General features: G+C 60.6%; 19 protein-coding genes. 13 read left to right on the forward strand and 6 right to left on the reverse strand.

From position 1 onward, the window contains the following. Window positions 1–391: 391 nt before the first annotated feature. The 12 genes from RTCIAT899_RS05405 to RTCIAT899_RS05460 all read left to right on the forward strand — a co-directional run bounded on the left by RTCIAT899_RS05405 (window position 392) and on the right by RTCIAT899_RS05460 (window position 14,634). Complete coding sequence (locus RTCIAT899_RS05405) at window positions 392–646, forward strand: hypothetical protein (RefSeq protein WP_015339224.1); 255 nt, start codon at window positions 392–394, stop codon at window positions 644–646. 123 nt (window positions 647–769) lie between these two features. Then, window positions 770–1,441, forward strand: a complete 672-nt coding sequence (locus RTCIAT899_RS05410; protein ID WP_015339225.1) for a response regulator transcription factor — start codon at window positions 770–772, stop codon at window positions 1,439–1,441. Further along, window positions 1,431–2,828 carry an ATP-binding protein gene (locus RTCIAT899_RS05415; RefSeq protein ID WP_041677309.1) on the forward strand — a complete coding sequence of 466 codons (1,398 nt, stop codon included), beginning with the start codon at window positions 1,431–1,433 and terminating at the stop codon, window positions 2,826–2,828. Before RTCIAT899_RS05410 ends, RTCIAT899_RS05415 begins: the two co-directional genes overlap by 11 nt. A gap of 91 nt (window positions 2,829–2,919) precedes the next feature. Next, on the forward strand, window positions 2,920–3,351 hold the full coding sequence (locus RTCIAT899_RS05420; RefSeq protein ID WP_015339227.1) for a hypothetical protein: 432 nt from the start codon (window positions 2,920–2,922) through the stop codon (window positions 3,349–3,351). A gap of 95 nt (window positions 3,352–3,446) precedes the next feature. After that, complete coding sequence (ccmI, locus tag RTCIAT899_RS05425) at window positions 3,447–4,589, forward strand: c-type cytochrome biogenesis protein CcmI (protein ID WP_015339228.1); 1,143 nt, start codon at window positions 3,447–3,449, stop codon at window positions 4,587–4,589. Then, window positions 4,586–5,035, forward strand: a complete 450-nt coding sequence (gene ccmE / locus RTCIAT899_RS05430) for a cytochrome c maturation protein CcmE (RefSeq protein WP_015339229.1) — start codon at window positions 4,586–4,588, stop codon at window positions 5,033–5,035. Before ccmI ends, ccmE begins: the two co-directional genes overlap by 4 nt. Beyond that, window positions 5,032–7,020, forward strand: coding sequence for a heme lyase CcmF/NrfE family subunit (locus tag RTCIAT899_RS05435; RefSeq protein WP_015339230.1), 1,989 nt, complete (start codon window positions 5,032–5,034; stop codon window positions 7,018–7,020). Before ccmE ends, RTCIAT899_RS05435 begins: the two co-directional genes overlap by 4 nt. Then, window positions 7,017–7,523: a cytochrome c-type biogenesis protein gene (locus RTCIAT899_RS05440; RefSeq protein ID WP_015339231.1), complete on the forward strand. Its 507-nt coding sequence runs from the start codon at window positions 7,017–7,019 to the stop codon at window positions 7,521–7,523. The genes RTCIAT899_RS05435 and RTCIAT899_RS05440 overlap by 4 nt, the downstream gene beginning before the upstream one ends. Window positions 7,524–7,691: 168 nt before the next feature. Then, on the forward strand, window positions 7,692–9,245 hold the full coding sequence (locus tag RTCIAT899_RS05445; RefSeq protein ID WP_015339232.1) for a Do family serine endopeptidase: 1,554 nt from the start codon (window positions 7,692–7,694) through the stop codon (window positions 9,243–9,245). A 104-nt stretch (window positions 9,246–9,349) separates the two neighbouring features. Next, window positions 9,350–10,108 carry a response regulator transcription factor gene (locus RTCIAT899_RS05450; protein WP_041677311.1) on the forward strand — a complete coding sequence of 253 codons (759 nt, stop codon included), beginning with the start codon at window positions 9,350–9,352 and terminating at the stop codon, window positions 10,106–10,108. Continuing rightward, window positions 10,105–11,520 carry a sensor histidine kinase gene (locus RTCIAT899_RS05455; RefSeq protein ID WP_015339234.1) on the forward strand — a complete coding sequence of 472 codons (1,416 nt, stop codon included), beginning with the start codon at window positions 10,105–10,107 and terminating at the stop codon, window positions 11,518–11,520. The genes RTCIAT899_RS05450 and RTCIAT899_RS05455 overlap by 4 nt, the downstream gene beginning before the upstream one ends. A 153-nt stretch (window positions 11,521–11,673) precedes the next feature. Continuing rightward, window positions 11,674–14,634, forward strand: coding sequence for a bifunctional [glutamine synthetase] adenylyltransferase/[glutamine synthetase]-adenylyl-L-tyrosine phosphorylase (locus tag RTCIAT899_RS05460; protein ID WP_015339235.1), 2,961 nt, complete (start codon window positions 11,674–11,676; stop codon window positions 14,632–14,634). Here the strand turns inward: RTCIAT899_RS05460 and RTCIAT899_RS05465 are convergent, their stop codons facing one another. Both RTCIAT899_RS05465 and pepN read right to left on the reverse strand, forming a co-directional pair. Further along, entirely contained in the window at window positions 14,635–16,950 is a 2,316-nt protein-coding gene (locus tag RTCIAT899_RS05465) for a PAS domain-containing sensor histidine kinase (protein ID WP_015339236.1), read from the reverse strand. A 229-nt stretch (window positions 16,951–17,179) separates the two neighbouring features. Further along, window positions 17,180–19,828, reverse strand: coding sequence for an aminopeptidase N (pepN, locus tag RTCIAT899_RS05470; RefSeq protein ID WP_015339237.1), 2,649 nt, complete (start codon window positions 19,826–19,828; stop codon window positions 17,180–17,182). Between the two features lie 469 nt (window positions 19,829–20,297). Between pepN and RTCIAT899_RS05475 the strand changes: the two genes are divergently transcribed. Beyond that, a complete protein-coding gene (locus RTCIAT899_RS05475) occupies window positions 20,298–21,155 on the forward strand; it encodes a hypothetical protein (RefSeq protein ID WP_015339238.1) in 858 nt (285 codons plus the stop codon). A gap of 9 nt (window positions 21,156–21,164) precedes the next feature. Here the strand turns inward: RTCIAT899_RS05475 and RTCIAT899_RS33755 are convergent, their stop codons facing one another. From RTCIAT899_RS33755 to RTCIAT899_RS05490, 4 genes are all read right to left on the reverse strand, one after another. Continuing rightward, window positions 21,165–21,320, reverse strand: a complete 156-nt coding sequence (locus tag RTCIAT899_RS33755; RefSeq protein WP_015339239.1) for a hypothetical protein — start codon at window positions 21,318–21,320, stop codon at window positions 21,165–21,167. 60 nt (window positions 21,321–21,380) lie between these two features. After that, window positions 21,381–21,572, reverse strand: a complete 192-nt coding sequence (locus RTCIAT899_RS05480) for a hypothetical protein (protein ID WP_041677312.1) — start codon at window positions 21,570–21,572, stop codon at window positions 21,381–21,383. A gap of 140 nt (window positions 21,573–21,712) precedes the next feature. Further along, window positions 21,713–22,600 (reverse strand): uracil-DNA glycosylase, encoded by an 888-nt coding sequence (locus tag RTCIAT899_RS05485; RefSeq protein WP_015339241.1) that lies wholly within the window; start codon window positions 22,598–22,600, stop codon window positions 21,713–21,715. A gap of 54 nt (window positions 22,601–22,654) precedes the next feature. Next, complete coding sequence (locus RTCIAT899_RS05490) at window positions 22,655–23,944, reverse strand: Hsp70 family protein (protein ID WP_015339242.1); 1,290 nt, start codon at window positions 23,942–23,944, stop codon at window positions 22,655–22,657. Window positions 23,945–23,972: the final 28 nt, after the last annotated feature.

The raw sequence follows: 23,972 nt of genomic DNA on the forward strand, positions 1-23,972 counted from the left end.
CGCCACGCCTTATGTCGATAAGACGCTTGCAGGCCGGTTGCATTGGCCACGAAAGGCGACGTTTCATCCCGCCTCTATGAACCGATGATAAGCAAGAATGATTAAAAATGGCTAAGCCTTCGGCTCAGGGCGTGTGGCGCCTGCGAACGCGGATACGTATCGAGTCACGCAGATCGCCGATAGATTGTACGGATGCGGCGCTTCGGAACGACAGCCGGTTGCCGTTGTCACGCTACGGCAGATTCGTATTCAATAATTTCAAATGGTTAGAGCATCAATCAGGTGGCCCCCACGCATGGCGGGCCGAAAAATTACAGCCCATTCATTTGCCATTCAGACGTGTTTGGGTAAATAATCGGCCAAGTTCATATCCCTGTGGGAAGTCCGAAGCATGGCCTCATTTTCAAGCATAGCAGCAGCGGCCCTCGTTCTGGCCGGCTCGTCTGTTCTGCCGGCGCCAGCGCCGACGTCGACCCTGGTCGCGCGCGCCAACAGCGATTGCAGTGAGGCCGCTGACGAGGTCGTCGCCAAGACCGGCGGCCAGCTTCTCTCGGTACAACCATCCGGCGACAGCTGCATCATCACCGTCCTTGTGCAGGGCAACGGCCAGCGTCCGCGCAAGGTGACGATGAAGGTGCCGATGTGATCCCCGCGCGTTTTGGTGCCAACCTAAAGCCTTGAATCTTACACGAAATCTTATTGTTTCCGTGATTCCACTGCACCACGATTTGCGGTACTGTTTCTCGAACCGGGGAAATTGGATTTAGAGATGCGCATTCTCATAGTCGAAGACGATATCAACTTGAACCGTCAGCTTGCCGAGGCCTTGAAGGAGGCAGGCTATGTGGTCGATACGGCCTTTGATGGCGAGGAAGGGCATTTCCTCGGCGATACCGAGCCTTACGATGCGATCATCCTCGATATCGGCTTGCCTGAAATGGATGGCATCACAGTGCTTGAGAAATGGCGCGGCGCCGGACGCACCGTACCGGTGCTCCTCTTGACTGCCCGCGACCGCTGGAGCGACAAGGTGGCAGGCATCGACGCCGGCGCCGACGACTACGTCGCCAAGCCTTTCCATGTCGAGGAAGTGCTCGCCCGCATCCGTGCTCTCATCCGCCGCGCCGCCGGCCATGCTTCTTCGGAAATCGTCTGCGGTCCGGTGCGGCTCGACACCAAGAGCTCGAAGGCAACTGTCGACGGCAAGCCGCTAAAGCTCACCTCGCACGAATATCGCCTGCTTGCCTATCTCATGCATCACAAGGGTGAGGTTGTCTCACGCACCGAGCTGGTCGAGCACATGTATGATCAGGATTTCGACCGGGATTCCAATACGATCGAGGTATTTGTCGGGCGCCTGCGCAAGAAGATGGGTGTCGACCTGATCGAAACGGTCCGCGGCCTTGGTTACCGAATCCAAGCTCCGACCAATGCGAATTAAGTCGCTCACCGCTCGCGTCCTGCTGCTGACCACGCTTTGGTCCGCCGTGGCGCTGGTGGTGATCGGCCTCGTCATCTCGAATATCTATCGCAAGAGCGCCGAGCGCGGTTTCCAGGACCTGTTACGCGCGCAGCTCTATAACGTCATCAACTCGGTGACGATCGGCGACCAGGGCACATTGTCAGGCAGCCCACAGCTCGGTGATTTGCGTTTTGCCCAGCCGAAGACCGGCTGGTACTGGATGGTCGAGCCGCTTGGCACCTATACGGCCACGCCCCTGGTCTCGCCGTCGCTCGGCGCATCGAACCTGCCTGTTCTCTCCGTGCTGGAAGCGCCCTTCGACAAGAATTACGAACGCTATTACATCGTCACCGATGCCTTCGGAAACCGCGTCCAGGTAGCCGAAACCGAAGTCGTGCTCGACACGGACGGCCGCGCCGCACGCTTCCGTGTGACCGGCAATGTCGCCGTGGTCGAGGACGACGTGCGCAATTTCTCCCACAGCCTCTACTTCGCACTCGTCGGCTTCGGCGTCGGAAGCTTGATCGTCAACGCGCTCGCCATTCTCTACGGCCTGAAACCGCTCGACAAGGCGCGCGCCGCGCTGGAGCGCATCCGCGCCGGTGAAAGCGAGCGCCTGCAAGGTGATTTTCCCCGTGAAATCCTGCCGCTTGCCAATGAGATCAACGCGCTGATCGATAGCAACCGGCGTATCGTCGAGCGCGCCCGCATGCAGGTCGGCAATCTCGCGCACTCGCTGAAAACGCCGATTGCGGTGCTGCTCAACGAATCCCGCGTCCTGGAGCGCTCGCATGGCGATCTGGTGAAGAACCAGGCCGAGGCGATGCAGGGGCAGGTGCAATCCTATCTCAACCGGGCCCGTATCGCCGCCCAGCGCGAATCCGTGCTGGCGCGCACCGAGGCCGAACCGGCGCTGGAGCGACTGGTCCGTGTCATGCGGCGGCTGAACGCCGACAAGGAATTCGAACTCTCCGTCTCGCCCAATCTGGCACTCGCTATGGAGCAGCAGGATCTCGAGGAGACGGTCGGCAATCTCCTCGAAAATGCCGCCCGCTTTGCCGAGCACAAGGTGCGTCTGGTTGCAAACGAGGCGCCGGCGGAGGTCAAGGGCATCGATCCGGCGCGGCGCCATTGGGTGGAACTGGTGGTTGAGGACGATGGCCCGGGACTGGAGCCGGATCAGATCCGCGAAGCCATGAAGCGCGGGCGCAGGCTGGATGAAAGCAAGCCCGGCACCGGTCTCGGCCTATCGATCGTCAGCGAGATCACCAACGAATATCAAGGCCGTTTCGAACTCTCCCGGGGTAGCTGGGGCGGGCTTCGGGCGAGCCTAATTTTGCCGGGCCTGATGAAGGATGTTGCGTGAGGAACGGCATGATGCCAAAAGACGTTGTGGGTCATGATGATGCCGCAGCGCAGTACCTATTGGTTTTGCTTTTTGATACTGGTTCGGTTGTATGAAGCTTCGTACCTTTTTCCTGGTCGTCCCCTCTCTTTTCGCCGCACTCGCGCTTTCTGGTTGCTCGACCACGAGCAGCTTGGGAGGCGGCAAGAGCCTGTTTTCGTCTGCGAAGCCTCCGGCCTCTGCGACCTTCATCAATGCTCTTGATGGTGGCATCGTCGAGCGCACCGGCATCAAGCTCAGCGACAGCGACAAGCAGCGCGCGCTGGAGGCTGAATATCGGGCGCTTGAGACCTCGCCTCTCGGCCAACCCGTGGCATGGAAGGGCAGGAATGCAAGCGGGGAGGTTGTTCCCGCCGCGCCCTATCAGGTCGGCTCGCAGAATTGCCGGCAATATACGCATACCGTCACCGTCGACGGTAAGCCGACGACGGCGAGGGGCGCGGCCTGCCGCAATGACGACGGCACCTGGACGCCGCTTGAATAGGCGTCTGCACTGAAAGGCGCGGCCAAACGCCTCAAATCTTCGTCAGATGGCCTTTCGCGGTTGGAATAAGCGCCCCGTTAAAGTATTGGGCGTCTATGCTGTTCTGGATTCTCGTGGCCGTTCTTACGGCGGTTGTCGGCGCTGTGCTGCTCTATCCTCTTCTGCGTGGTGCGAAGGAGGCGGAGGATCGTCGTTCCGGAGAGGCCGAGGTCTACCGCGATCAGCTTGGTGAACTGGAGCGCGATCTTGCCGGCGGCCTCATCTCCGCACAGGAGGCAGGTTATGCCCGCGCCGAAATAGGACGGCGCCTCATCGCTGCCGCCAAGGATGAGAAGACGGCCGCGAAATCGCCGGCACATGGCAGCTATCGTCTTGCTCAGGCATTCATCATCGTCCTTCTTCCGGCCGTTGGTCTCTGTCTTTATCTTGTCAACGGCGATCCCGGCCTGCCGGCGCAGCCGCTGGAAGCGCGGCTGGAGAAGCCAGGAAACGATCTCGCCATCTCGATCGTCAAGATCGAGCAGCATCTGGCCAAGAACCCAGATGACGCCAAGGGCTGGGAAGTCCTGGCACCCATCTATTTCAAGACCAATCGTGTCGGCGATGCGGAGCTTGCCTATCGCAATGTCATCCGTCTGTTGGGGCCGAATGCGGCCCGGCTTGGCGATCTGGGCGAGGTGCTGGTCGTCAAGGCCAATGGCATAGTAACGGCGGAGGCGCGGGGCGTGCTGCAGCAATCGCTTGCGCTCGATGCCGCCAATCCGCGCACGCTTTTCTATCTGGCGCTCGCGCTGGAGCAGGAGGGCAAGGCTGCCGATGCGAAGACCGCCTTCGAGGCTCTCGCCAAGCAATCGCCGCCTGACGCGCCCTGGCTTGCCGTCGTTGATCAACACATCGTCAAGAATGGCGGCCAGCCGATGGTATCGGCGAACGACAAGGCCCCTGGCAATCCGACGGCGGAGGACGTCGCTGCGGCCAATGCGCTGAGCAGCGGCGACCGCCAGCAGATGATCCGCGGCATGGTCGACAGCCTCGATGCCAAGCTCAAGGAAGATCCCAAGAATTTCGAGGGCTGGATGCGGCTGATCCGCTCCTATGCGGTGCTGAATGATCGGGAGCGCGCAGCGGATGCATTGAAGCGTGGTCTCGCGGCCTTTCCGGCCGATGGCGGGGAGGGCCAGCAGCTTCTGGCGCTGGCAAAGGAATTGGGACTGCCGACGGAGGTGAAGCAGCAATGACCCGCAAGCAAAAACGTCTTGCCGTGATCGCGGGCGGCATGGGTTTCATCGCCGTTGCCGTGCTGCTCGTGCTGTTCGCCTTCAGCCAGTCGGTCGCCTACTTCTATATGCCGGCGGATCTCGCCAAGACGCCGGTCAATGCCGGGACGCTGATCCGCCTCGGCGGGCTTGTCGGCGAGGGATCGATCGTGCGTGGCCAGGGTACGCAAGTGCAGTTCTCCGTCACGGACGGCACCGACACGATCAAGGTCAAGTATGACGGCATTCTGCCGGATCTCTTCCGCGAAGGGCAGGGTGTGGTGACCGAAGGCAGGTTCGAACCGGGCAGCGACGTTTTCATTGCCGACAGCGTGCTCGCCAAGCATGATGAGCGCTATATGCCGAAGCAGGTTGCCGATAAGCTGAAGGCCGATGGCGTGTGGAAGGGCGAGGAGGCCACCCGATGATCATCGAGCTTGGACATTATGCCCTCGTGCTGGCGCTCGCCACCGCGCTCATCGTCTCCATCCTTCCCGTGATCGGCGCCAGGCGCGGCGACGTGTCGATGATGGATATCGCCCCCGTCGGCGCGATCGTCATGTTCCTGCTGGTCGCCTTTTCTTTCGGCGTGCTGACCTATGCCTATGTCGCCTCCGATTTCTCTGTTCTCAACGTCTGGGCCAACTCCCATTCGCTGATGCCGCTGGTCTTCAAGATCTCCGGCGTATGGGGCAATCACGAGGGATCGATGATGCTCTGGTTGTTGATCCTCACGCTGTTCAGCGCGCTTGTCGCGCTGTTCGGGCGCAATCTGCCCGATGCGCTGCGCGCCAATGTGCTGGCCGTGCAATCGTGGATATCGTCGGCCTTCCTGGTCTTCATCCTGCTGACCTCCAACCCCTTCATCCGCCTCAATCCGGCGCCGGCGGAGGGCAAGGATCTTAATCCCGTGCTGCAGGATATCGGTCTGGCGATCCATCCGCCCTTGCTCTACCTCGGCTATGTCGGCTTTTCCGTCTGCTTCTCTTTCGCCGTCGCCGCATTGCTGGAAGGCCGCATTGATGCCGCCTGGGCGCGCTGGGTCCGTCCGTGGACGCTGGCGGCTTGGAGTTTCCTGACGCTCGGCATCGCCATGGGTTCCTATTGGGCCTACTACGAGCTCGGCTGGGGCGGCTGGTGGTTCTGGGATCCGGTGGAAAACGCCTCCTTCATGCCCTGGCTTGCGGGCACGGCGCTGCTGCATTCGGCTGTTGTCATGGAAAAGCGCGATACCCTGAAGATCTGGACGGTGCTGCTGGCAATCCTGACGTTTTCGCTGTCGCTGCTCGGTACCTTCCTCGTCCGTTCCGGCGTGCTGACCTCCGTCCATTCCTTCGCCAGCGATCCGACGCGCGGTATCTTCATTCTCTGTATTCTGCTGATCTTCATTGGCGGGGCTCTGTCGCTTTTCGCGCTGCGAGCACCGAAGCTTGCCGCCGGCGGACTGTTCGCACCGATCTCGCGCGAGGGCGCGCTGGTGTTGAATAACCTGATCCTCACGGTCGCCTGCGGCACGGTGTTGACCGGTACGCTCTATCCGCTGGCGCTTGAAACACTGACCGGTGACAAGATTTCCGTTGGCCCGCCCTTCTTCAACATGACGTTCGGGCTATTGATGACCCCGATCCTCGTTGCCGTGCCGTTCGGCCCGTTGCTCGCCTGGAAGCGTGGCGACCTGCTCGGCGCGCTGCAGAGGCTTTACGTCGTGGCAGGTCTGGCCTTCCTGGCCGGCCTTGTTCTGTTCTATATCAAGCACGGCGGACCGGTATTGGCCGCTCTCGGCCTTGCCGCCGGCTTTTTCCTGGTCTTCGGCGCTTTGGCCGATCTCTGGTATCGCGCCGGCGTCGGCAAGGTGGCAGCGGGTGTTGCCTGGCGTCGCCTGAGCGGGCTGCCGCGCTCGGCCTTCGGCACCGCACTTGCCCATGCGGGTCTCGGCATCACCGTACTCGGCATTGTCGCGGTGACGACCTTCGAGGCGGAACACATCACCAGCATGAAGCCGGGCGAGACGGCCGAGCTCGGCGGCTACAGCCTGCGCTTTGACGGCGTGCAGCCCGGCGTCGGCCCCAATTTCACCGAGGATCGCGCCCACTTCACGGTCAGCCGTGGCGGGGTTGCCTTTGCGGAAATGTCGTCCGCCAAGCGCGTCTTCACTGCAAGCCGCACGGCGACCACGGAATCCGGCATTCTCACGCTAGGTCTCAACCAACTCTATGTATCGGTCGGCGACACCAGCAAGGATAGCGGCATGGTCGTGCGCATCTGGTGGAAGCCGTTCATTCTCTGCATCTGGCTGGGCACGCTCATCATGGCGATCGGCGGTTTCGTGTCGCTCAGCGACCGTCGTCTGCGCGTCGGCGCCCCGAGCCGCAAGGCGAAAGCGGCTCGTCCGGCGATGGAGCCGGCCGAATGACCGGCCGTCGGCAGACATCGCGTTTTGCCGGAATCCGCAGTTTTTGCGGCGCAATACGGCTAGTTCTTTGCCTTGTTGCAGTTCTGGTGCCAATGAATGCCTTTGCGGTCAACCCGGATGAAGTTTTGCCCGATCCGGCCTTGGAGGCGCGGGCGCGGACGATCTCGGCCGAACTGCGCTGCATGGTCTGCCAGAATCAATCCATCGATGATTCCAATGCCGATCTCGCGCGGGACCTGCGCTTGCTGGTGCGCAAGCGCCTGACCGATGGCGACACTGATCAGCAGGTGCTCGATTACATCGTCTCCCGCTACGGCGAGTTTGTGCTGCTCAAGCCGCGCCTGAGCGAAAAAACGTACATTCTATGGGGAGCACCGATCGCGCTCCTCGTAACAGGCGGATTGGCCCTTGCCGTTTACGCGCGCCGCCGCGCGGGCAAACCCACCGGCAGCTCTCTGAACGCCGATGAAGAGGCGCAGTTGAAAGATATCCTCGGCAAGTGATGCGGCCGTCGTCTTTCGTCATAACGTTGCATCGATACCTTACATTACGAATTTTTCATGGGGCGGACAGTTCATTGTAAGGTGCCGTGTCCTATATCTTCATTATGATGCACTACAGCCGGTTCCGCCCGGCGCAAATCTGACGAGAAACGAAAAGGTAATTCGCATATGTTCAGGAATATCAAGGACACCTTGTCGCGCAGCACGGCTATGAAGGCTTCCGTCGTCGCAGGCCTCGCTGTCGCTGCCCTGGCAACGGGTGTTCCGGCCGTCGTCACCGGTGCCTATGCCGATGCCGTCAATGTTCAGGCGCCGCAGGTTCCGAGCTTCGCCAATGTTGTGGATGCCGTTTCGCCGGCCGTTGTGTCTGTTCGCGTCGAATCCCGTGTCAACCCGGTTGCCGACGAGGATGATTCTTTCGGTCTCGGCCGCGGCTTCGATGACCTTCCGGACGATCACCCGCTGAAGAAGTTCTTCCGCCAGTTCGAGCAGCAGCAGGGCCGCGGCCAGCAGCACGGCCAGAACCAGCAGAAGAATTCCGACGACAAGGGCCACCTGCGCCCGGTCGCTCAAGGGTCCGGCTTCTTCGTTTCGGAAGATGGCTACATCGTCACCAACAACCATGTCGTTTCCGATGGTGCAGCTTTCGTCGTCGTCCTCAACGACGGCACCGAACTCGACGCCAAGCTCGTCGGCAAGGATAGCCGTACCGATCTCGCTGTCCTCAAGGTCGATCCCAAAGGCAAGAAGTTCACCTATGTCGGCTGGGCCGATGACTCCAAGGTTCGCGTCGGTGACTGGGTCGTTGCCGTCGGTAACCCATTCGGCCTCGGTGGCACCGTGACCGCGGGTATCGTTTCGGCCCGGGGCCGCGATATCCATTCCGGTCCCTATGACGATTACATCCAAATCGATGCACCGGTGAACAAGGGCAACTCGGGTGGTCCGACCTTCAACCTCAACGGCCAGGTGGTCGGCATCAATACCGCCATCTTCTCGCAGTCCGGCGGCAGCGTCGGCATCGCCTTCGCGATCCCGGCAACGACGGCCAAGGATGTCGTTGCCGACCTGATCAAGACCGGCACGGTTTCGCGCGGCTGGCTCGGCGTACAGATCCAGCCCGTCACCAAGGACATTGCCGAATCCCTCGGTCTGTCCGAGGCGAGCGGTGCCCTCGTGGTTTCTCCGCAGGATGGTTCGCCGGGCCAGAAGGCCGGCATCAAGAACGGCGACGTCGTCACCGCCGTGAATGGCGATCCGGTCAAGGATCCGCGCGATCTCGCTCGCCGCATCGGCGCGATGCAGCCGGGCTCCAAGGTCGAGGTTTCTATCTGGCGCGCTGGCAAGTCGCAGTCGGTCACGGTTGAGCTCGGCACGCTTCCGGCCGATCAGAACCAGGCCTCGAATGACGACTCGCAGCCGAGCCAGCCGCAGCAGCCGTCCTCCGAGAAGGCGCTGGCTGACCTTGGCCTTACCGTCGGCCCTTCCGATGATGGCAAGGGCGTAGCGATCACGGCCGTCGATCCCGACTCCGATGCCGCCGATAAGGGCGTGAAGGAAGGCGAAAAGATCACGTCGGTCAACAATCAGCAGGTCTCCAACGCCGGCGATATTGCCAAGATCATCGAGCAGGCGAAGAAGGACGGTCGTACCCGCGCCCTCTTCCAGATTCAGTCCGGTGACGGCAGCCGCTTCGTTGCTTTGCCGATCAACGCCGGTTGATCCTTCAGACGGATGAAATGCATTGGGAAAGCCGCGCAGGCCACGGCTTGTGCGGCTTTCCCTTTTAGAACATGCCAAATGACTGGTTCCAAGGCAGGTGAAAGATGACAACCGCTAGCCAACATGCCGTGAGTTCTCCCGATTCTGGTTGTGCCGAGGCAGCGTCGGCAGGTAATGTCGCTCACATGAAGATTCTGATCATCGAAGACGATCTTGAAGCGGCGGCTTACCTTACCAAGGCGTTTCGCGAGGCCGGCATCGTTGCCGATCACGCGAGCGACGGCGAGAGCGGTCTCTTCATGGCCACCGAGAACACCTATGATGTCGCCATCATCGATCGCATGCTTCCGCGTCGGGACGGGCTGTCGGTCATCAGCGAATTGCGCCGCAAGGGCGTGCATACGCCGGTTTTGATCCTTTCCGCGCTCGGCCAGGTCGATGATCGTGTCACCGGCCTGCGCGCCGGCGGCGACGACTACCTGCCCAAGCCCTATGCCTTCAGCGAGCTTCTTGCCCGTGTCGAAGTACTCGGCCGCCGCAAGGGAACGCCGGAGCAGGACGTCCTCTATCGCGTCGGCGATCTGGAACTGGACCGCCTTTCGCATGAGGTGCGCCGTGGCGGCAAGGAAATCCTGCTGCAGCCGCGCGAGTTCCGCCTGCTGGAATATCTGATGAAGAATGCAGGCCAGGTCGTCACCCGCACCATGCTGCTCGAAAATGTCTGGGATTATCATTTCGACCCGCAGACGAACGTCATCGACGTCCACGTTTCGCGCCTGCGCTCCAAGATCGAGAAGGATTTCAGCCAGCCGTTGCTGAAGACCATTCGTGGCGCCGGATACATGATCAAGGACGAGGGATGAGTCGCTTCCGCGTCCTCTTCAAGTCCACCGCAGTCCGCCTTTCCGCCCTCTACATTCTTCTTTTTTCGCTTTGCGCCGCGACGCTGGTCTTCTACGTCACGGCCATGTCCGAACGGCTGTTGACGGGGCAGATCCGCGATGCCGTTCAACAGGAGGTCAGCCAGGTCAAGCGTGCCTATGACATTGGCGGCCTGAACCTGCTTCTGCGCACCATGGAGCGCCGCGCGCGCCAGCCGGGTGCCAATCTCTATGTCATTGCCGGTCCTTCCGGCGATATCCTGGCCGGCAACGTCGCTTCCGTACAGCCCGGTGTGCTAGGGCAGGCCGGCTGGACGGAGCTGCCCTTCTCCTACGAGCGCTACACCGACGCCTCCAACGATCCGGAGCGGCGTCATCTGGCAATTGCCAATATCTTCATTCTCGACAATGGCTTGCGCATTCTCATCGGCCGCGACCTCGGCGAGCCGGAGCGCTTCCGCGTGCTGGTGCGTCAGGCGCTGATGCTGGCACTGGCGATTATGGGGCTCGGCGCATTGGTTATCTGGTTCGGTATCGGCCGGAACGCGCTGAAGCGCATCGACCGGATGACGGACGCTGGCCGCAAGATCATGGCGGGCGATCTCTCGCAGCGCCTGCCGGTCGGCGGTTCCGGCGACGAGTTCGACCGGATGTCGGCATCGCTGAATGCCATGCTCGAGCGCATCGAAAAGCTGAACGAAGGGCTGCGGCAGGTCTCCGACAATATCGCCCATGACCTCAAGACCCCGTTGACGCGCCTGCGCAACAAGGCGGCCGATGCGCTCGATAATGCCGATAGCGAGGGCCGCCGCACGGCACTTGAGGGCATTATCGGCGAATCCGATCAGCTGATCCGCACCTTCAACGCGCTTTTGATGATTTCCCGCGTCGAGGCGGGTTCCGTGGCCGCCGAGATGACTGCGGTCGATCTTTCCTCCATCGTTGCCGATACGGCGGAACTTTACGAGCCGGTGGCGGAAGAGGCGGGTCTGGCGCTCACCGCCGAGATAGAGCCGGAAGTCGAGGTGCAAGGAAACCGCGAGCTGATCGGCCAGGCGCTGTTCAATCTCATCGACAATGCCCTTAAATACGCGTCGGGCTGCAACGGAAAACCGGCGATCACGTTTAAGCTGGCGCGCACGAGCGACGCGGTGACGCTCGCCGTTGCCGATCATGGGCCGGGGATACCTGCCCATCAGCGTGCCGATGTGGTCAAACGCTTCTTTCGGCTGGACGAAAGCCGCTCCAAGCCGGGAACCGGCCTTGGCCTGGCGCTGGTGGAAGCCGTAATGGAGCTGCATGGCGGCCGGCTGGAGCTTTCCGATACCGATCCCGAAAATCCAGACGCCAAGGGATTAACGGTCACCATGATCTTCCCCATGCAGAAACAATAGGTTAATCCTGCGCTAGAGCCGGATGATTTTAGGTCGAAACGACCTAAAATCTGAATCCGCTCCAGCGTCAAAGAAGTAGAGCATGATGCTGGCCGAAAACCGCTCACACTTTTCGGCATCATGTTCTATCCGCTTGCTGTTGGGGAGAACTGCATGACGACGACGCAAAGCGATTTGCTGCGGGAGGTTTCGGCCGGGCGGCTGCGGGCGTTCAACCAGACGGAGACGAAGTCTGTACTGGCGGATCTCAAGCAGATCGCCGGAGACGAGCCCGTCATTGCCGATCTGCTAGCGGGCGAAAGCGCGTTGCGGGATTTTGTCGTCGCTGCCCTTACTCTCTCTCCTCATCTGCGGGAAACTGCCAGTCTCGAACCGTCTCTTCTGGTTGCCGCCATCGAGAAGCCGCTGTCGCCGCAGATCGAAGCATTGGTTGGGGAAGCTCGGCAAGCCTGGCTGCCGGGGGAGGACGGGGGAGTTTCGCCTTCCGAATCCGAGGTGATGAGCCGCCTGCGCATCGCCAAGCGCCGCGCTGCCTTTCTCATCGCACTCGCCGATCTCGCTCGCATTTATGATGGCAAGCAGACCACCCGTTGGCTGAGCCGGCTGGCCGAGGCCTCTATTTCAGCGGCCATCGACCATCTGCTGCTGTCGTCGCATGAGGCCGGCAAGATCACGGTTCCCGATCCCGCCACTCCGAGCGAGAATTCCGGCCTAATCGTGCTCGGCATGGGTAAGCTCGGAGCGGAAGAACTGAACTATTCCTCCGATATCGATCTGGTCGTCTTCTTCGATGAGACCGCGGGCATCGTTCCCGATCCCGACGATGCCATCGACATCTTCCCGCGGCTGATGCGGCGGCTGGTGCGGATCCTGCAGGAGCGCACGGCGGATGGCTATGTCTTCCGCACCGATCTTCGCTTGCGCCCCGATCCCGGCTCGACGCCGCTCGCGATCCCTGTGGATGCGGCGATGATCTATTACGAGGGCAGGGGGCAGAACTGGGAACGCGCCGCCTTCATCAAGGCGCGGCCCGTCGGCGGCGATATCGCCGCCGGTCAGGCCTTCATCCGCGATCTCGTGCCCTTCGTCTTTCGTAAATATCTGGATTATGCCGCGATATCGGACATCCACTCCATCAAGCGGCAGATCCACGCGCATAAGGGACATGGCGCGATCGCGGTCAAAGGTCACAACGTCAAGCTCGGCCGCGGCGGCATTCGCGAGATCGAGTTCTTCGTGCAGACGCAGCAGCTGATCGCCGGCGGGAGAATGCCGGCCTTGCGCAGCCGATCGACGGAGCAGACGCTTGCCGAACTGACCGAGGCGAAGTGGATCGATGCGGAAACCCGCGACGAGCTGACCTCGGCCTACTGGTTCCTGCGCGATGTCGAGCATCGTATCCAGATGGTGCGGGACGAGCAGACGCATCTGCTGCCGGAAACCGATGCCGAGCTGAGGCGCATCGCCTATATGATGGGCTTTGCCGATGTGTCGGCTTTCTCCGAAGCACTGGTGACGACATTGAAGACGGTTGAGCGCCGCTATGCGCGCCTCTTCGAACAGGAAACGAAGCTGTCGAGCGAAACCGGCAACCTCGTTTTCACCGGCCAGGGCGACGATCCGGATACGCTGGAGACGCTGCGGCGCCTCGGCTTCGAGCGACCGTCCGACATCGCCAATGTCATCCGCACCTGGCACTACGGCCGGTATCGCGCCACGCAATCCGTGGAAGCGCGCGAGCGGCTGACGGAATTGACGCCGGAGCTGTTGCGCGTCTTTGGCGAAAGCAAGCGTGCCGACAAGGCTTTGCTGCGCTTTGACAGCTTTATTTCCGGCCTGCCGGCAGGCATCCAGCTCTTCTCGTTGCTCGGAACCAATCCGGCGCTTCTCTCGCTCATTGTCAACATCATGTCGTCGGCGCCGCGGCTTGCCGAAATCATCGCAGCCAAGCCGCATGTCTTTGACGGCATGCTGGATCCAAGGCTGATGGCCGAACTGCCGACGCGCGATTATCTCGCCGAACGCCTGAAAAGCTTCCTGGCCCCGGCGAGACATTATGAAGAGACGCTCGATCTGCTGCGCATCTTCGCATCCGAACAGCGCTTCCTGATCGGCATTCGCCTGCTGACGGGCGCAATTGGCGGAACGATGGCGGCCCGCGCCTTCACCTACCTTGCCGATCTCATCGTCGAGGCGGCACTGGATGCTGTCATGAAGGAAATCCGGGCAGCACACGGCGAATATCCCGGCGGCCGCGTCGCCGTTGTCGGCATGGGCAAGCTCGGCAGCTTCGAGCTCTCGGCCGGTTCCGACATCGATATCATCCTACTTTACGATTACGACGATACGGCCGGCGAGTCCGATGGCCCGAAACCGCTGGATGCGACGCGCTATTTCACGCGTATCACGCAGCGCTTGATCGCGGCCCTTTCGGCGCCGACGGCCGAGGGCGTACTCTACGAGGTCGACATGCGCCTCCGGCCCTCCGGCAACAAAGGTCCGGTCGCAACGCGCATCAACTCCTTCGAGAAGTACCAGCGCGAGGAAGCCTGGACCTGGGAACATATGGCGCTTTCGCGGGCGCGGTTGATCTGCGGCGACGAGGCACTGGTGAACGATGCGGAGCGCATCATCGGCGAGGTTCTCTCGGCGCAGAGAGATATAACCAAAATCGCCAAGGATGTTCGCGAGATGCGCGGCATGATCGAACAGGAAAAGCCGCCGGAGAGCATTTGGGATCTGAAGCTTATCTCTGGCGGGCTGATCGATATCGAATTCATCGCGCAATATCTCCGCCTGATCGCGCCTGCCCGTGGAGTCGGCATCGATGCAAACGGCCTTAGCACGGCCGAGGCGTTGAAATTGCTGGGCGGCAGCCTGATGGACCGCAACGATCTGGACGTCTGCCTCAAGGCTCTGCAGCTCTACACGGAAGTATCGCAGCTCATCCGGCTTTGCATCGACGGTACGTTCGATCCGAAAAACACGCCTTCCGGCCTGATCGAACTGGTCTGCCGCGCCGGAGATTGTCCGGATCTCCGCACGCTGGAAGCCGAGCTGAAGCGCCTGTCGAAAGCGGTGCGGAAGGTATTCCAGGCAACGGTCGGCAGCTGATCAGCTCTGATCCGGGATGCGGATTGCGATCATGGTGCCTATGCCCTCGCGGGAGCGGATGCGCATGCGGCCGTGATGTAAGGCGGTGAGCGATCTGGAAATGGCGAGTCCCAGGCCGGAGCCTCCCTTGCTCTTCGCATATTGGCTCTGCACCTGTTCGAAGGGCTGGCCGATCTTGCTCATCGCCGATTTCGGAATGCCGATGCCTGTATCGGCGATGACGAGCATGACGGCATCCCCGACCCTGCGCGTGCGAACCGAGATACGGCCACCGTCATTGGTGAATTTCACCGCGTTGGAAAGCAGGTTGAGCACGATCTGCTTCATCGCCCGACGGTCGGCGCTCAGCTTGATGTCGGAAGAGATGCGCTGTTCGACGAGAATGTTCTTCTGCGCCGCCGGAATGCGGGTGAACCGCAGGCATTCCTCGATGAGCGGCGCGAGATTGATCCGCTCGCAGCTGAGCTTCATATGCCCGGCTTCGATCTTCGACATGTCGAGGATGTCGTTGATGACGTTAAGCAGATGCTTGCCGCTGTCGTGAATGTCCTTGGCATATTCATTGTAGCGGGCCGAGCCGAGCGGACCGAACATCTGATCCTGCAGGATTTCCGAGAAGCCGAGAATGGCGTTGAGCGGCGTGCGCAGCTCATGCGACATGTTGGCGAGGAATTCTGATTTCGCCTTATTGGCGGCTTCGGCGCGTTCCTTCTCCGCAAGATAATTGGTGTTGGCAGTCGAAAGCTCCGCCTTCTGCTTTTCCAGAATCCGCCGCGATGCCGAGAGGTCGTTGATGGTCGCCATAAGCCGGCGTTCTGATTCGCGAAGCCGCTCCTGATTGCGCTTGAGTTGGGTAATATCGGTGCCGACCGAGACGAGGCCGCCGTCGCGGGTGCGGCGCTCGTTGATCTGCAGCCAGCGCTCGTCGGCAAGCTGCACTTCCGTCGTCTGCGAGTGATTGGAGCGACCGGGATCGACGATACGGCGCTCGATGACCGGCCGTGCGGCAGCGGCATTGACGACGGCGCGCTCGGTACCCGGCACGAGCACATTGTCCGGCAGGCCGTATGCCTGCTGGAAATGGGCGTTGCACATGACCAGGCGTTCGTTCTTGTCCCACAGCACGAAGGCTTCGGAAGTGCATTCGATGGCGTCGGCCAGGCGCTGATCGGCTTCTGCATAGCGCTGCGCCAGCCGATGCTGTTCGGTTACGTCCATGGCGATGCCGATCATGTGGACGCGGCCGGAATTGGTCCGGATCACCTGGGCGCGGGCGCGCATCCAGACATAATGTCCCTTGGCATGGCGGATGCGCAGGATCTGGTCCACCTGGCCGGCATTGCCGCGGGTGACGGTGCGGGCAAGCATATGCAGACTGCTATCATCCGGATGCATCAGCCGCGCCGCGTCCGTGAAGGCGAGCGGCTTGTCGGCGACCGGCAACCCGAGCATATCGTACATCGACCGCGACCAGAAGAACTGGCGACTGGTGAAATCGAAATCCCAGAGGCCGCAGCGGCCGCGCGACAGCGCCGTTTCGACACGCAGGTTGGATTCGAGAAAGATTTCGTCCGCATCCCGGGCGCGCTTTACCTGTGTGTAATAGGCGTAGAGAATGACGAGCAGGATGGAGGATATGCCGGCGAAGAGCGTGACGTTGAGGGTGAGCTCGTCGCGCCAAAGCTTTTCGATCTCATCCATCGAGGCTGCCGACAGAATGAAATCGCCCTTGTCGCCGATCAGAGAAATCGCGGCATAATAGGGCTCGCCGCCGATCATGGTTTCGATCACGCCGGCATGATCGCCGAAACTGCGGATGGCCGTTACTTCCGGAAAGAAATCGGAGATCAGCATGCCGATATAGCCGGAACCGGCGGCCGACGAACCGAATACACGGCCGCTCGACTGCACGAGCAGGACGAAGGCGCCGCTGTCCAGCCGATCCTGCGGCAGGTAGGAGGCGAGTTTTCGCTCCGCGCCACGACGGTCGCCAGCCTGGAATAGGCTGGCATCGTTCGAAAAGGCTGCTGCTGCTGCTGCGATGGAAAGCGAGGTCGTTCGGCGGGCGGAAGCCGCCATGCGGCTATGTTCCGTGATCATGCCGAAGAAATGCGAGGCGGCAACGACCATCAGGAAGGAAACGATGAGGACCGGGATGATGCGCTTGAGAATATGTTCCGTCTGCGGAAAACGACGCGAAATCGTCTCCATCCGCACTCCGGTTCGATCAGTAACGCCGCTATGCCAGGATTTCAGGCCGTCGAAATTAACACGCAGCCGTCCATCGGCCGCGGTTGCCCGCCGCACGTCCACCATCGCTTTAGCCTTGTCCCTCGTGTGATTCGCTGCGCCGCTCGCCCGAATCTGCCTTAATGAATCATTCGTGATTCGGCTTGTCCAGAGGGTGCGGTAAAACTTTCTTAACCATCTGCGATTTCAGCATATTTTACACACGCAGCGGTAAGTTGCACGCGTTCGGGACTCGTTGAAGCTGAAAAGGCCGATGCAAATCAGCCTTTGAAATCGGTGCGCCGGGTGATCGAAATCACTCCTTGAGGATACGTTCGACGATGTCACGCACGTCGGTCGAAAGACCGGCGGCGCGCTCGATCCGCGTCAGCGCCGAGCGAGCGTGATCTGCGCGCACGGGTTCGAGCAACCGCCATGAGCGCATCGAGGTCAGGATGCGGGCCGCAAGCTGCGGATTGCGCTGATCGATCTCGAGGATTTCGTCGGCGAGGAAATTGTATCCGGCGCCGTCGGCCCGGCCGAAACCAGTGGGGTTTGCAAAGACAAAGGTGCCGATAAGCGAGCGGACGCGATTGGGATTGGTGCGCTTGAAGAGCGGCGTTTCCATGAGCAGCCGGATGCGCTCCAGCGCCACAGCGCCTGGGATTGCCGCCTGAATGGCGAACCATTTGTCGATGACGAGCGCATTGTCCGCGAAGCGGTCACGGAAATGCGCAAGCGCCGCCGCCGTCTCCGCCGTGTCGGGGAACCGCTGGGCGAGAATGGTCAGCGCGGCGCTGAGATCGGTCATGTTGTTTGCCGCATCATAGGCGGCCTTAGTCCTCGCCGGCGTTTCATCCAGCTGCGACAGATAGCCCAGTGCCGCATTGCGCAGGGCGCGACGGCCGGCGCTTGCCGCGTCGGGGCTGAACGGTCCCGGCGTCTGCATGCCATCATAAAGCACGGTGAAGACGTCCTTTCCGGCCTCGGCGATGCGCTTGATGATCGTCTGGCGCGCTGCATGGATGGCATCAGGATCATTGTTGCCGCCAAGCTCGCGGGCAATGTCGGATTCACTCGGCAAGGCGAGCGCCTGGGCGCGGAAGGCCGGTTCCAGACTTTCGTCGGCTGCGGCAGCCAGCAAGGCGTCGGTGAAGGCCGAGCCGCATGTTATGTCGGCACCCTGGCGCGCATCGCGTGCCGCCTGCAACAGGTTGGGCAGGCCAAGATCGATCAGCGCCTGCCAGCGGGCGAAATGATCGGTCTCATAGCGAGCGATCAATGCGAGATCCTCAGTGCTCTGGCTGAACTGCAGATTGATCGGCGTCGAGAAGCTGCGATTGAGCGAGAGGACCGGCCGCGAGGGAATGCCGTGGAACGTCACCGTTTGCGCCTTCTTTGTCAGGTGCAGCACGTCGTCGGTCAGCTCTGCTCCGGTCACGGATGCCGGCGTGATGGGACCGCCGTCTTCGGCGAGCAAGCCCAGGCGGAGCGGAATGTGCATCGGCTTTTTGACGGTCTGGCCCGGCGTTGCCGGCACCATCTGTTCGAGCGACAGGGTGAATGTCTTGGCATTGGCATCATAAGCGCCCGATGCGGTGACGAGCGGCGTGCCGGCCTGATGGTACCACAGCGAAAACTGCGTGAGATCGCGGCCGCTGACATCCTCGAAACAACTGACGAAATCTTCGATCGTCACCGCCTGTCCGTCGTGCCGATCGAAATAGAGATCCATGCCTTTCTTGAACAGATCGCGGCCAAGCAGCGTTGCGATCATGCGAGTGACCTCGCTGCCCTTCTCATAGACTGTTGTCGTATAGAAGTTGTTGATTTCACGGTATGTCGTCGGGCGAACCGGATGGGCAAGCGGGCCACCGTCCTCCGGAAATTGCTCCGACTTCAGGTGACGGACTTCGGCAATCCGCTTGACGGGACGCGAGCGCTGATCGGCGGAAAATTCGTGATCGCGATAGACGGTCAGGCCTTCCTTGAGGCAGAGCTGGAACCAGTCGCGGCAGGTGATGCGATTGCCGGTCCAGTTGTGGAAGTATTCATGCGCGATGATGGCTTCGATATTGGCGTAGTCGGCATCGGTCGCCGTCTCGGGATCGGCCAGGACATACTTGTCGTTGAAGACGTTGAGGCCTTTGTTTTCCATCGCTCCCATGTTGAAGTCCGACACGGCGACGATCATGAAGATGTCGAGATCGTATTCGCGGCCGAACCGCTCTTCGTCCCACTTCATCGAACGCTTCAGCGCATCCATGGCATAAGTCGCGCGCGGTTCCTTGCCGTGTTCGACATAGATCTTCAGCGCCACCTCACGGCCGGATGACGTCGTGAACGTGTCCTCGACGACACCAAGATCGCCGGCAACAAGCGCAAAGAGATAGCTCGGCTTCGGATGCGGATCGAACCAGGCAGCAAAATGCTTGCCTTCGCCGTAGCCGGCGCCACCGAGGAAATTGCCGTTCGACAACAGCAGCGGGTTTGCTTCCTTTTCGGCAATGATATTGACCGTATAAGGGGCGAGCACATCCGGCCTGTCGGGGAAATAGGTGATGCGGCGAAAGCCCTCGGCTTCGCACTGCGTGCAATAGATGCCGCCTGTGCGGTAGAGGCCCATCAACTGGGTGTTGGCTTCCGGATTGATGACGGTCGTAATCGTCAATTCGAAAGGTGCGCTTTCCGGCAGGTTGCGAACGGTCAGGCCTTCTGGCGTCGCATCGTATTGCCCGGCCGGAAGTTCGCTCTGATCGAGCAGCAGGCCGGAGAGAACCAACTCGTCGCCATCAAGCACGAGCGGCGCATTCGCATCGACACCCTCGCGCCGATGGAAAATCAGCCGCGCCTCTACCTTCGTTTCTGTCGGATGGAGATCGAAGGTGAGATCCACGCGCTCCAGAACGAAGTCGGTGGGGCGATAGTCTGCCAGATTGATGATCTGGCCGGTGTCTGTGCGCATGGTCTATCCTGATCAGGCTATGCTTTGGCGGGCACGGTCCGAAGCTTTCCTCCGAACCGAAAGTGGCCGCATCATTACATCGAAATCTGAACCAAAGTTAAAGTCATATCGCAACATCAATTTGTTTTGTTATGGCACGGTAAGTATTTGCTCGATGTGCCGCTCCCGTTTCAGCTATTCGAATGAAAAAAAGAAAATCCGAAGCTGCATTTGCAGGTCAACAGTAGAATTGCTAACATAATGTTTAGGTTAAACACCATGGTTGCATTACCGTCAAATGTTGACCGTTACGGTAAGGAAACGATAATTTAAAGTAAATTATCGTTTAACCTCTTGCGATATCGGCAAGCTTGCATAACTATAGCATGCTATTAGATATCGGAATTATGATCGATTCCGGCAAGTTTGTTCATAAAAATGAAACATCAACTTTCTGCTGCTTTTAAGAAGGGCGCCCAGGGAGGCCCGATTGAGTTTTCCCATCGAGCAACTTGCTCGCCATCCCAAGTTCGTGGCGTCCTTGCGCTTTCTCTCCGAGACATTGCGTAACCGTTACGACAACGGTCCGAGGATTGCGCGTATGCTCGCCTCACATCAGCGCTGGCTGCTAAGCCAATCCGCCTATGCGCTCCATCTTGAACATGATCCAGATCGTCCCCGCTCCGGGCTGACTGTCGTCGCGCTGCGTAACCTCATCACTCATTATCGCATTGCCAGCCGCAATACGGTCTTGAGTTTTATCGAGGAGTTGTTGACCTATCGCTTTCTGGAGTTGGCACCTGGGCCGGCTCGCCGCCCGCGGCGTTACGTGCCGACTGAAACCGCCTATTCGGGAATGTTCGGTTGGTATCTCGCCAATTTGGCGGCGCTCGATCTGATCGACGACGGCAGCCGCGCAGCCGCGCTCGTTGCCTCACCCATGCTCCTGGACCTGGCGCAGCCGCGTATGGCGCGCATCTGCCTGGCAGCCGATCTTTGGCGCGAACCGCCGGAGAGTGTCGGTCTGTTTCTTTGGACGGAATCCGGAGGTCTGGTCGTTGATTACATCATGTCGAGGCTCGAACTCGATGGGAAGGTGGGCGATCGGATCGATATCGGTCACGTCGATGCGCGCGCTTTGGCGACCCATTTCATGATATCGCGAACGCATCTGCAGCGCATCTTGCGCAAGTCGGCTGCTCGCGGTGATGTCGGCTGGTATGAATCCAAGAAGACCGAGATGTGGATCTCGCGCAATTTTCTCGATCAGTATTGCGGCTGGCAAGCCATAAAATTGGCGGCGGTCGATGAGGCCTTTGCCTGGGCGCAATCAACCTCCCGAGGCTGATCCCGATCCTTAAAGCGGGATGCTGGCTGCCGCACTTCGTGCGTCAGGGGTGCCGTCTTTGCTGACGTTGCGCGCGCGCTCGAATTCTTCGGCGGCGCGAACCGCCGCGCCGATATGACCGACGGAATCGAACAGGGCGATGAATGGACGCAAACCCGAAGACATGGTGTCGTTCCTGATACTCAAACTTTTTTGCTGGATTGCTGGCCTGGTCGCGCCTGTCGGTTAGCAGGCGCGGAAATCGGCGAAGATCGTCGTCGGGCGGCTCACACGAGCCGACAGCCCGGTGCCTCGCGCGGTCATCTGCTCGTTGGCAGCGATGCCGAGGTTGCGATGTCCATTTGACGCGCGCACAGGCTCCAGCGCGCGGCGCAGGGTATCAAACCCGCAGTGGATAGGACGAAAACGTGCAGTCATGGCCTTGGTTCCTTTCGAGATTCCTCCCAAGACACCAGCATATATTGCAATGCAGCATTGATTCCGCAATGCACAACAGAGGAAGACTACCATGCGAAAAACGCATGGCTATAGTCATGTTTCGTTAGTAATTGGGAGAATCAGCCTAATATTTCAGCGGAGATATAATTCTTGAAGATAAGAAGATCGCTCCAGGCCAGCCGCTTGTTGACCGGCGCGGTCAGTAATTCCTGGGGATGAAGGCTGGCGATGGCCGGTATTGTTCGACCGAGAACGCTTATTTCCCGCCACTCCCCACGCAATCCATGGATGGTTTCAGTACTTCCGAAAAAGTGCCGAGCGGTGATATTGCCCAGCAGAAGCACTGCCTTGGGCTCGGCCAGCGCAATCTGCCTTTCTATGAACGGACGGCATATCTCGATTTCGGGTGGGGAAGGGGCTCGGTTGCCCGGCGGCCGCCACGGAATGACGTTGGTCAGCAGGATCTCATCGCGCTTCAGGCCGATGGCGGCAAGCATTCTGTCGAGCAACTGTCCCGCGCGGCCGGCAAACGGCGCCCCCTCACGATCGTCGTCGGCACTCGGCATCGGCCCGATTACCATGATGCGGCCCTCCGGCGTGCCACTGGCAAAGATCGTCGAGCGTGCGCTGTTCTTGAGATTGCAGCCGTTGAAGGCTTCGAGTGCAGTTTTCAACTCGCTGAGTGACCGCGCGCTTTCGGCGGCGAATCGGGCCTGCTCTACAGCTTGCTCGTCAGGAATGGCGGGCGTCGCACGCGGCGGCGCTGCTGCGGGAGATGCCGCCGGCTTGGCTGCCTGGCGACGCTCGGTTTGGGGCCGCGCCGCAGCTGCCGGAGCTTCGGTGCGAGGCTGCGCTGCCCGCGCGCCCCGTCTTGCCGCGCGCATGGCCTCGAATTCGGCAAACCGATCCACCGGCTCGTCTTCCAGGAGCCAGTCGATTCCGGCATCCGCATGGAAATGCAGAAGGGCAGCAAGTTCGGCCGGTGTGAGGTCGCTGGCGGAAATCATGCGCGAACTCTATCCAATGCGGCGCACGAACGAAAGGGCAGGGTGAGCGCTATGTCAGGCCGTCCACTGGGCGATATCGTCGCGCTCGCCGATCAAGGCCAGGCCATGGGCGATGGACAGCAGTTCGCCGCCCGTCTCGATCCGCTCCTGGCCGAAGCGCTCCGTGAAGATGCGCCGAACTGCCGGCACGAAGGAAGTGCCTCCCGTCAGAAACACTTTGTCGATCGCATCGGGTGATGTCTTCGTCGTTGTCAGCACGTCGTCCAGCGCCCCTTCGATGCGGGCGAGATCGTCGGCGATCCAGCTTTCGAAGTCGGCGCGGCGAACGTGCTTGCGGCCGGCCTTGCCGAGCGGCGGGAAGTTGAATTCGGCCTCTTCCTCGCTCGAAAGCGCCATCTTCGTCGCCGATACGGCCTGATAGAGCGGATAGCCTTCGTCGTGCTCGACGAGCTCGATGAAGGTCTCCAGCTTCTCCGGCTCCAGGCTGCTGCGCACCAGCGTCTTCAGGTCGGCATATTCGCGCGAGGTCTTGAAGATCGAAAGCTGGTTCCAGCGGCCGAAATTGGCGTAGTATGAAGTCGGCACTTCCAAAAGCTTGTCGAAGCTCTTGAAGAAGCTGCCCTTGCCGATCGCCGGCGAGACGACATTGTCGATCATCCGGAAATCGAAATGATCGCCGGCGATGCCGACGCCTGAATGGCCGATCGGCGTCGCCGTCAGCTTTCCGCCGTGGGTTTCGAAGCGGATCAGCGAATAGTCGGTCGTGCCGCCGCCGAAGTCGGCCACCAGTACGGTCGCATCCTTCTTCAGGTGTTGGGCGAAGTAGAAGGCTGCCGCTACCGGTTCGTAGACGTAGTGAATTTCCGGAAAGCCGAAACGCGCAAGAGCGGCGTTGTAGCGCTCCGTCGCAAGGGCAGGGTTCGGATTGGCGCCGGCAAAATGCACCGGCCGGCCGGTAACGATGCGCGAAACATTCTCCGGCCATCCCTCTCCGGCATAGGCGCGCAGACGGCGCACGAAGATCTCCATCAGGTCTTCGAAGCTGTGGCGCTTGGCGAAGATCAGTGTGCCCTGGAAGAGGGCGCTCGCCGCAAAGGTCTTGATCGACTGCAGGAAGCGACAGTCACCGGGATTGTCGATGAACTGTTGGATGGCCGCGTGCCCGGCTTCGACCTTGAGTGCGGCCGCGCCCAATCCCGGATCCTTCATGAAAGAGAGCGCGGTGCGCATGCTGTCCGCAGCGCCGGCAGCGCTGTTGAAGGCGATCGATTGTGTCGCGGGTCCATCGGCCATCGCCAGAACCGTATTCGTCGTGCCGAAGTCGAAACCAAGCGCCCGAGCCATGCCCGCACTCCCTTCCGTCCAAATTGTC

This window comes from Rhizobium tropici CIAT 899 (assembly GCF_000330885.1).
In the GTDB taxonomy this organism is placed as follows: Bacteria; Pseudomonadota; Alphaproteobacteria; order Rhizobiales; family Rhizobiaceae; genus Rhizobium; species Rhizobium tropici.

Coding starts and splice junctions, on each gene's coding strand:
- RTCIAT899_RS05490 (WP_015339242.1), bottom strand. CDS start 23,944: ATGGCTCGGGCGCTTGGTTTCGACTTCGGCACGACGAATACGGTTCTG.
- RTCIAT899_RS05435 (WP_015339230.1), top strand. CDS start 5,032: ATGATCATCGAGCTTGGACATTATGCCCTCGTGCTGGCGCTCGCCACC.
- RTCIAT899_RS05410 (WP_015339225.1), top strand. CDS start 770: ATGCGCATTCTCATAGTCGAAGACGATATCAACTTGAACCGTCAGCTT.
- ccmE (WP_015339229.1), top strand. CDS start 4,586: ATGACCCGCAAGCAAAAACGTCTTGCCGTGATCGCGGGCGGCATGGGT.
- RTCIAT899_RS05440 (WP_015339231.1), top strand. CDS start 7,017: ATGACCGGCCGTCGGCAGACATCGCGTTTTGCCGGAATCCGCAGTTTT.
- RTCIAT899_RS05405 (WP_015339224.1), top strand. CDS start 392: ATGGCCTCATTTTCAAGCATAGCAGCAGCGGCCCTCGTTCTGGCCGGC.
- RTCIAT899_RS05450 (WP_041677311.1), top strand. CDS start 9,350: ATGACAACCGCTAGCCAACATGCCGTGAGTTCTCCCGATTCTGGTTGT.
- RTCIAT899_RS05465 (WP_015339236.1), bottom strand. CDS start 16,950: ATGGTGGACGTGCGGCGGGCAACCGCGGCCGATGGACGGCTGCGTGTT.
- ccmI (WP_015339228.1), top strand. CDS start 3,447: ATGCTGTTCTGGATTCTCGTGGCCGTTCTTACGGCGGTTGTCGGCGCT.
- RTCIAT899_RS05445 (WP_015339232.1), top strand. CDS start 7,692: ATGTTCAGGAATATCAAGGACACCTTGTCGCGCAGCACGGCTATGAAG.
- RTCIAT899_RS05455 (WP_015339234.1), top strand. CDS start 10,105: ATGAGTCGCTTCCGCGTCCTCTTCAAGTCCACCGCAGTCCGCCTTTCC.
- RTCIAT899_RS05480 (WP_041677312.1), bottom strand. CDS start 21,572: ATGACTGCACGTTTTCGTCCTATCCACTGCGGGTTTGATACCCTGCGC.
- RTCIAT899_RS05415 (WP_041677309.1), top strand. CDS start 1,431: ATGCGAATTAAGTCGCTCACCGCTCGCGTCCTGCTGCTGACCACGCTT.
- RTCIAT899_RS05485 (WP_015339241.1), bottom strand. CDS start 22,600: ATGATTTCCGCCAGCGACCTCACACCGGCCGAACTTGCTGCCCTTCTG.
- RTCIAT899_RS05460 (WP_015339235.1), top strand. CDS start 11,674: ATGACGACGACGCAAAGCGATTTGCTGCGGGAGGTTTCGGCCGGGCGG.
- RTCIAT899_RS05420 (WP_015339227.1), top strand. CDS start 2,920: ATGAAGCTTCGTACCTTTTTCCTGGTCGTCCCCTCTCTTTTCGCCGCA.
- pepN (WP_015339237.1), bottom strand. CDS start 19,828: ATGCGCACAGACACCGGCCAGATCATCAATCTGGCAGACTATCGCCCC.
- RTCIAT899_RS33755 (WP_015339239.1), bottom strand. CDS start 21,320: ATGTCTTCGGGTTTGCGTCCATTCATCGCCCTGTTCGATTCCGTCGGT.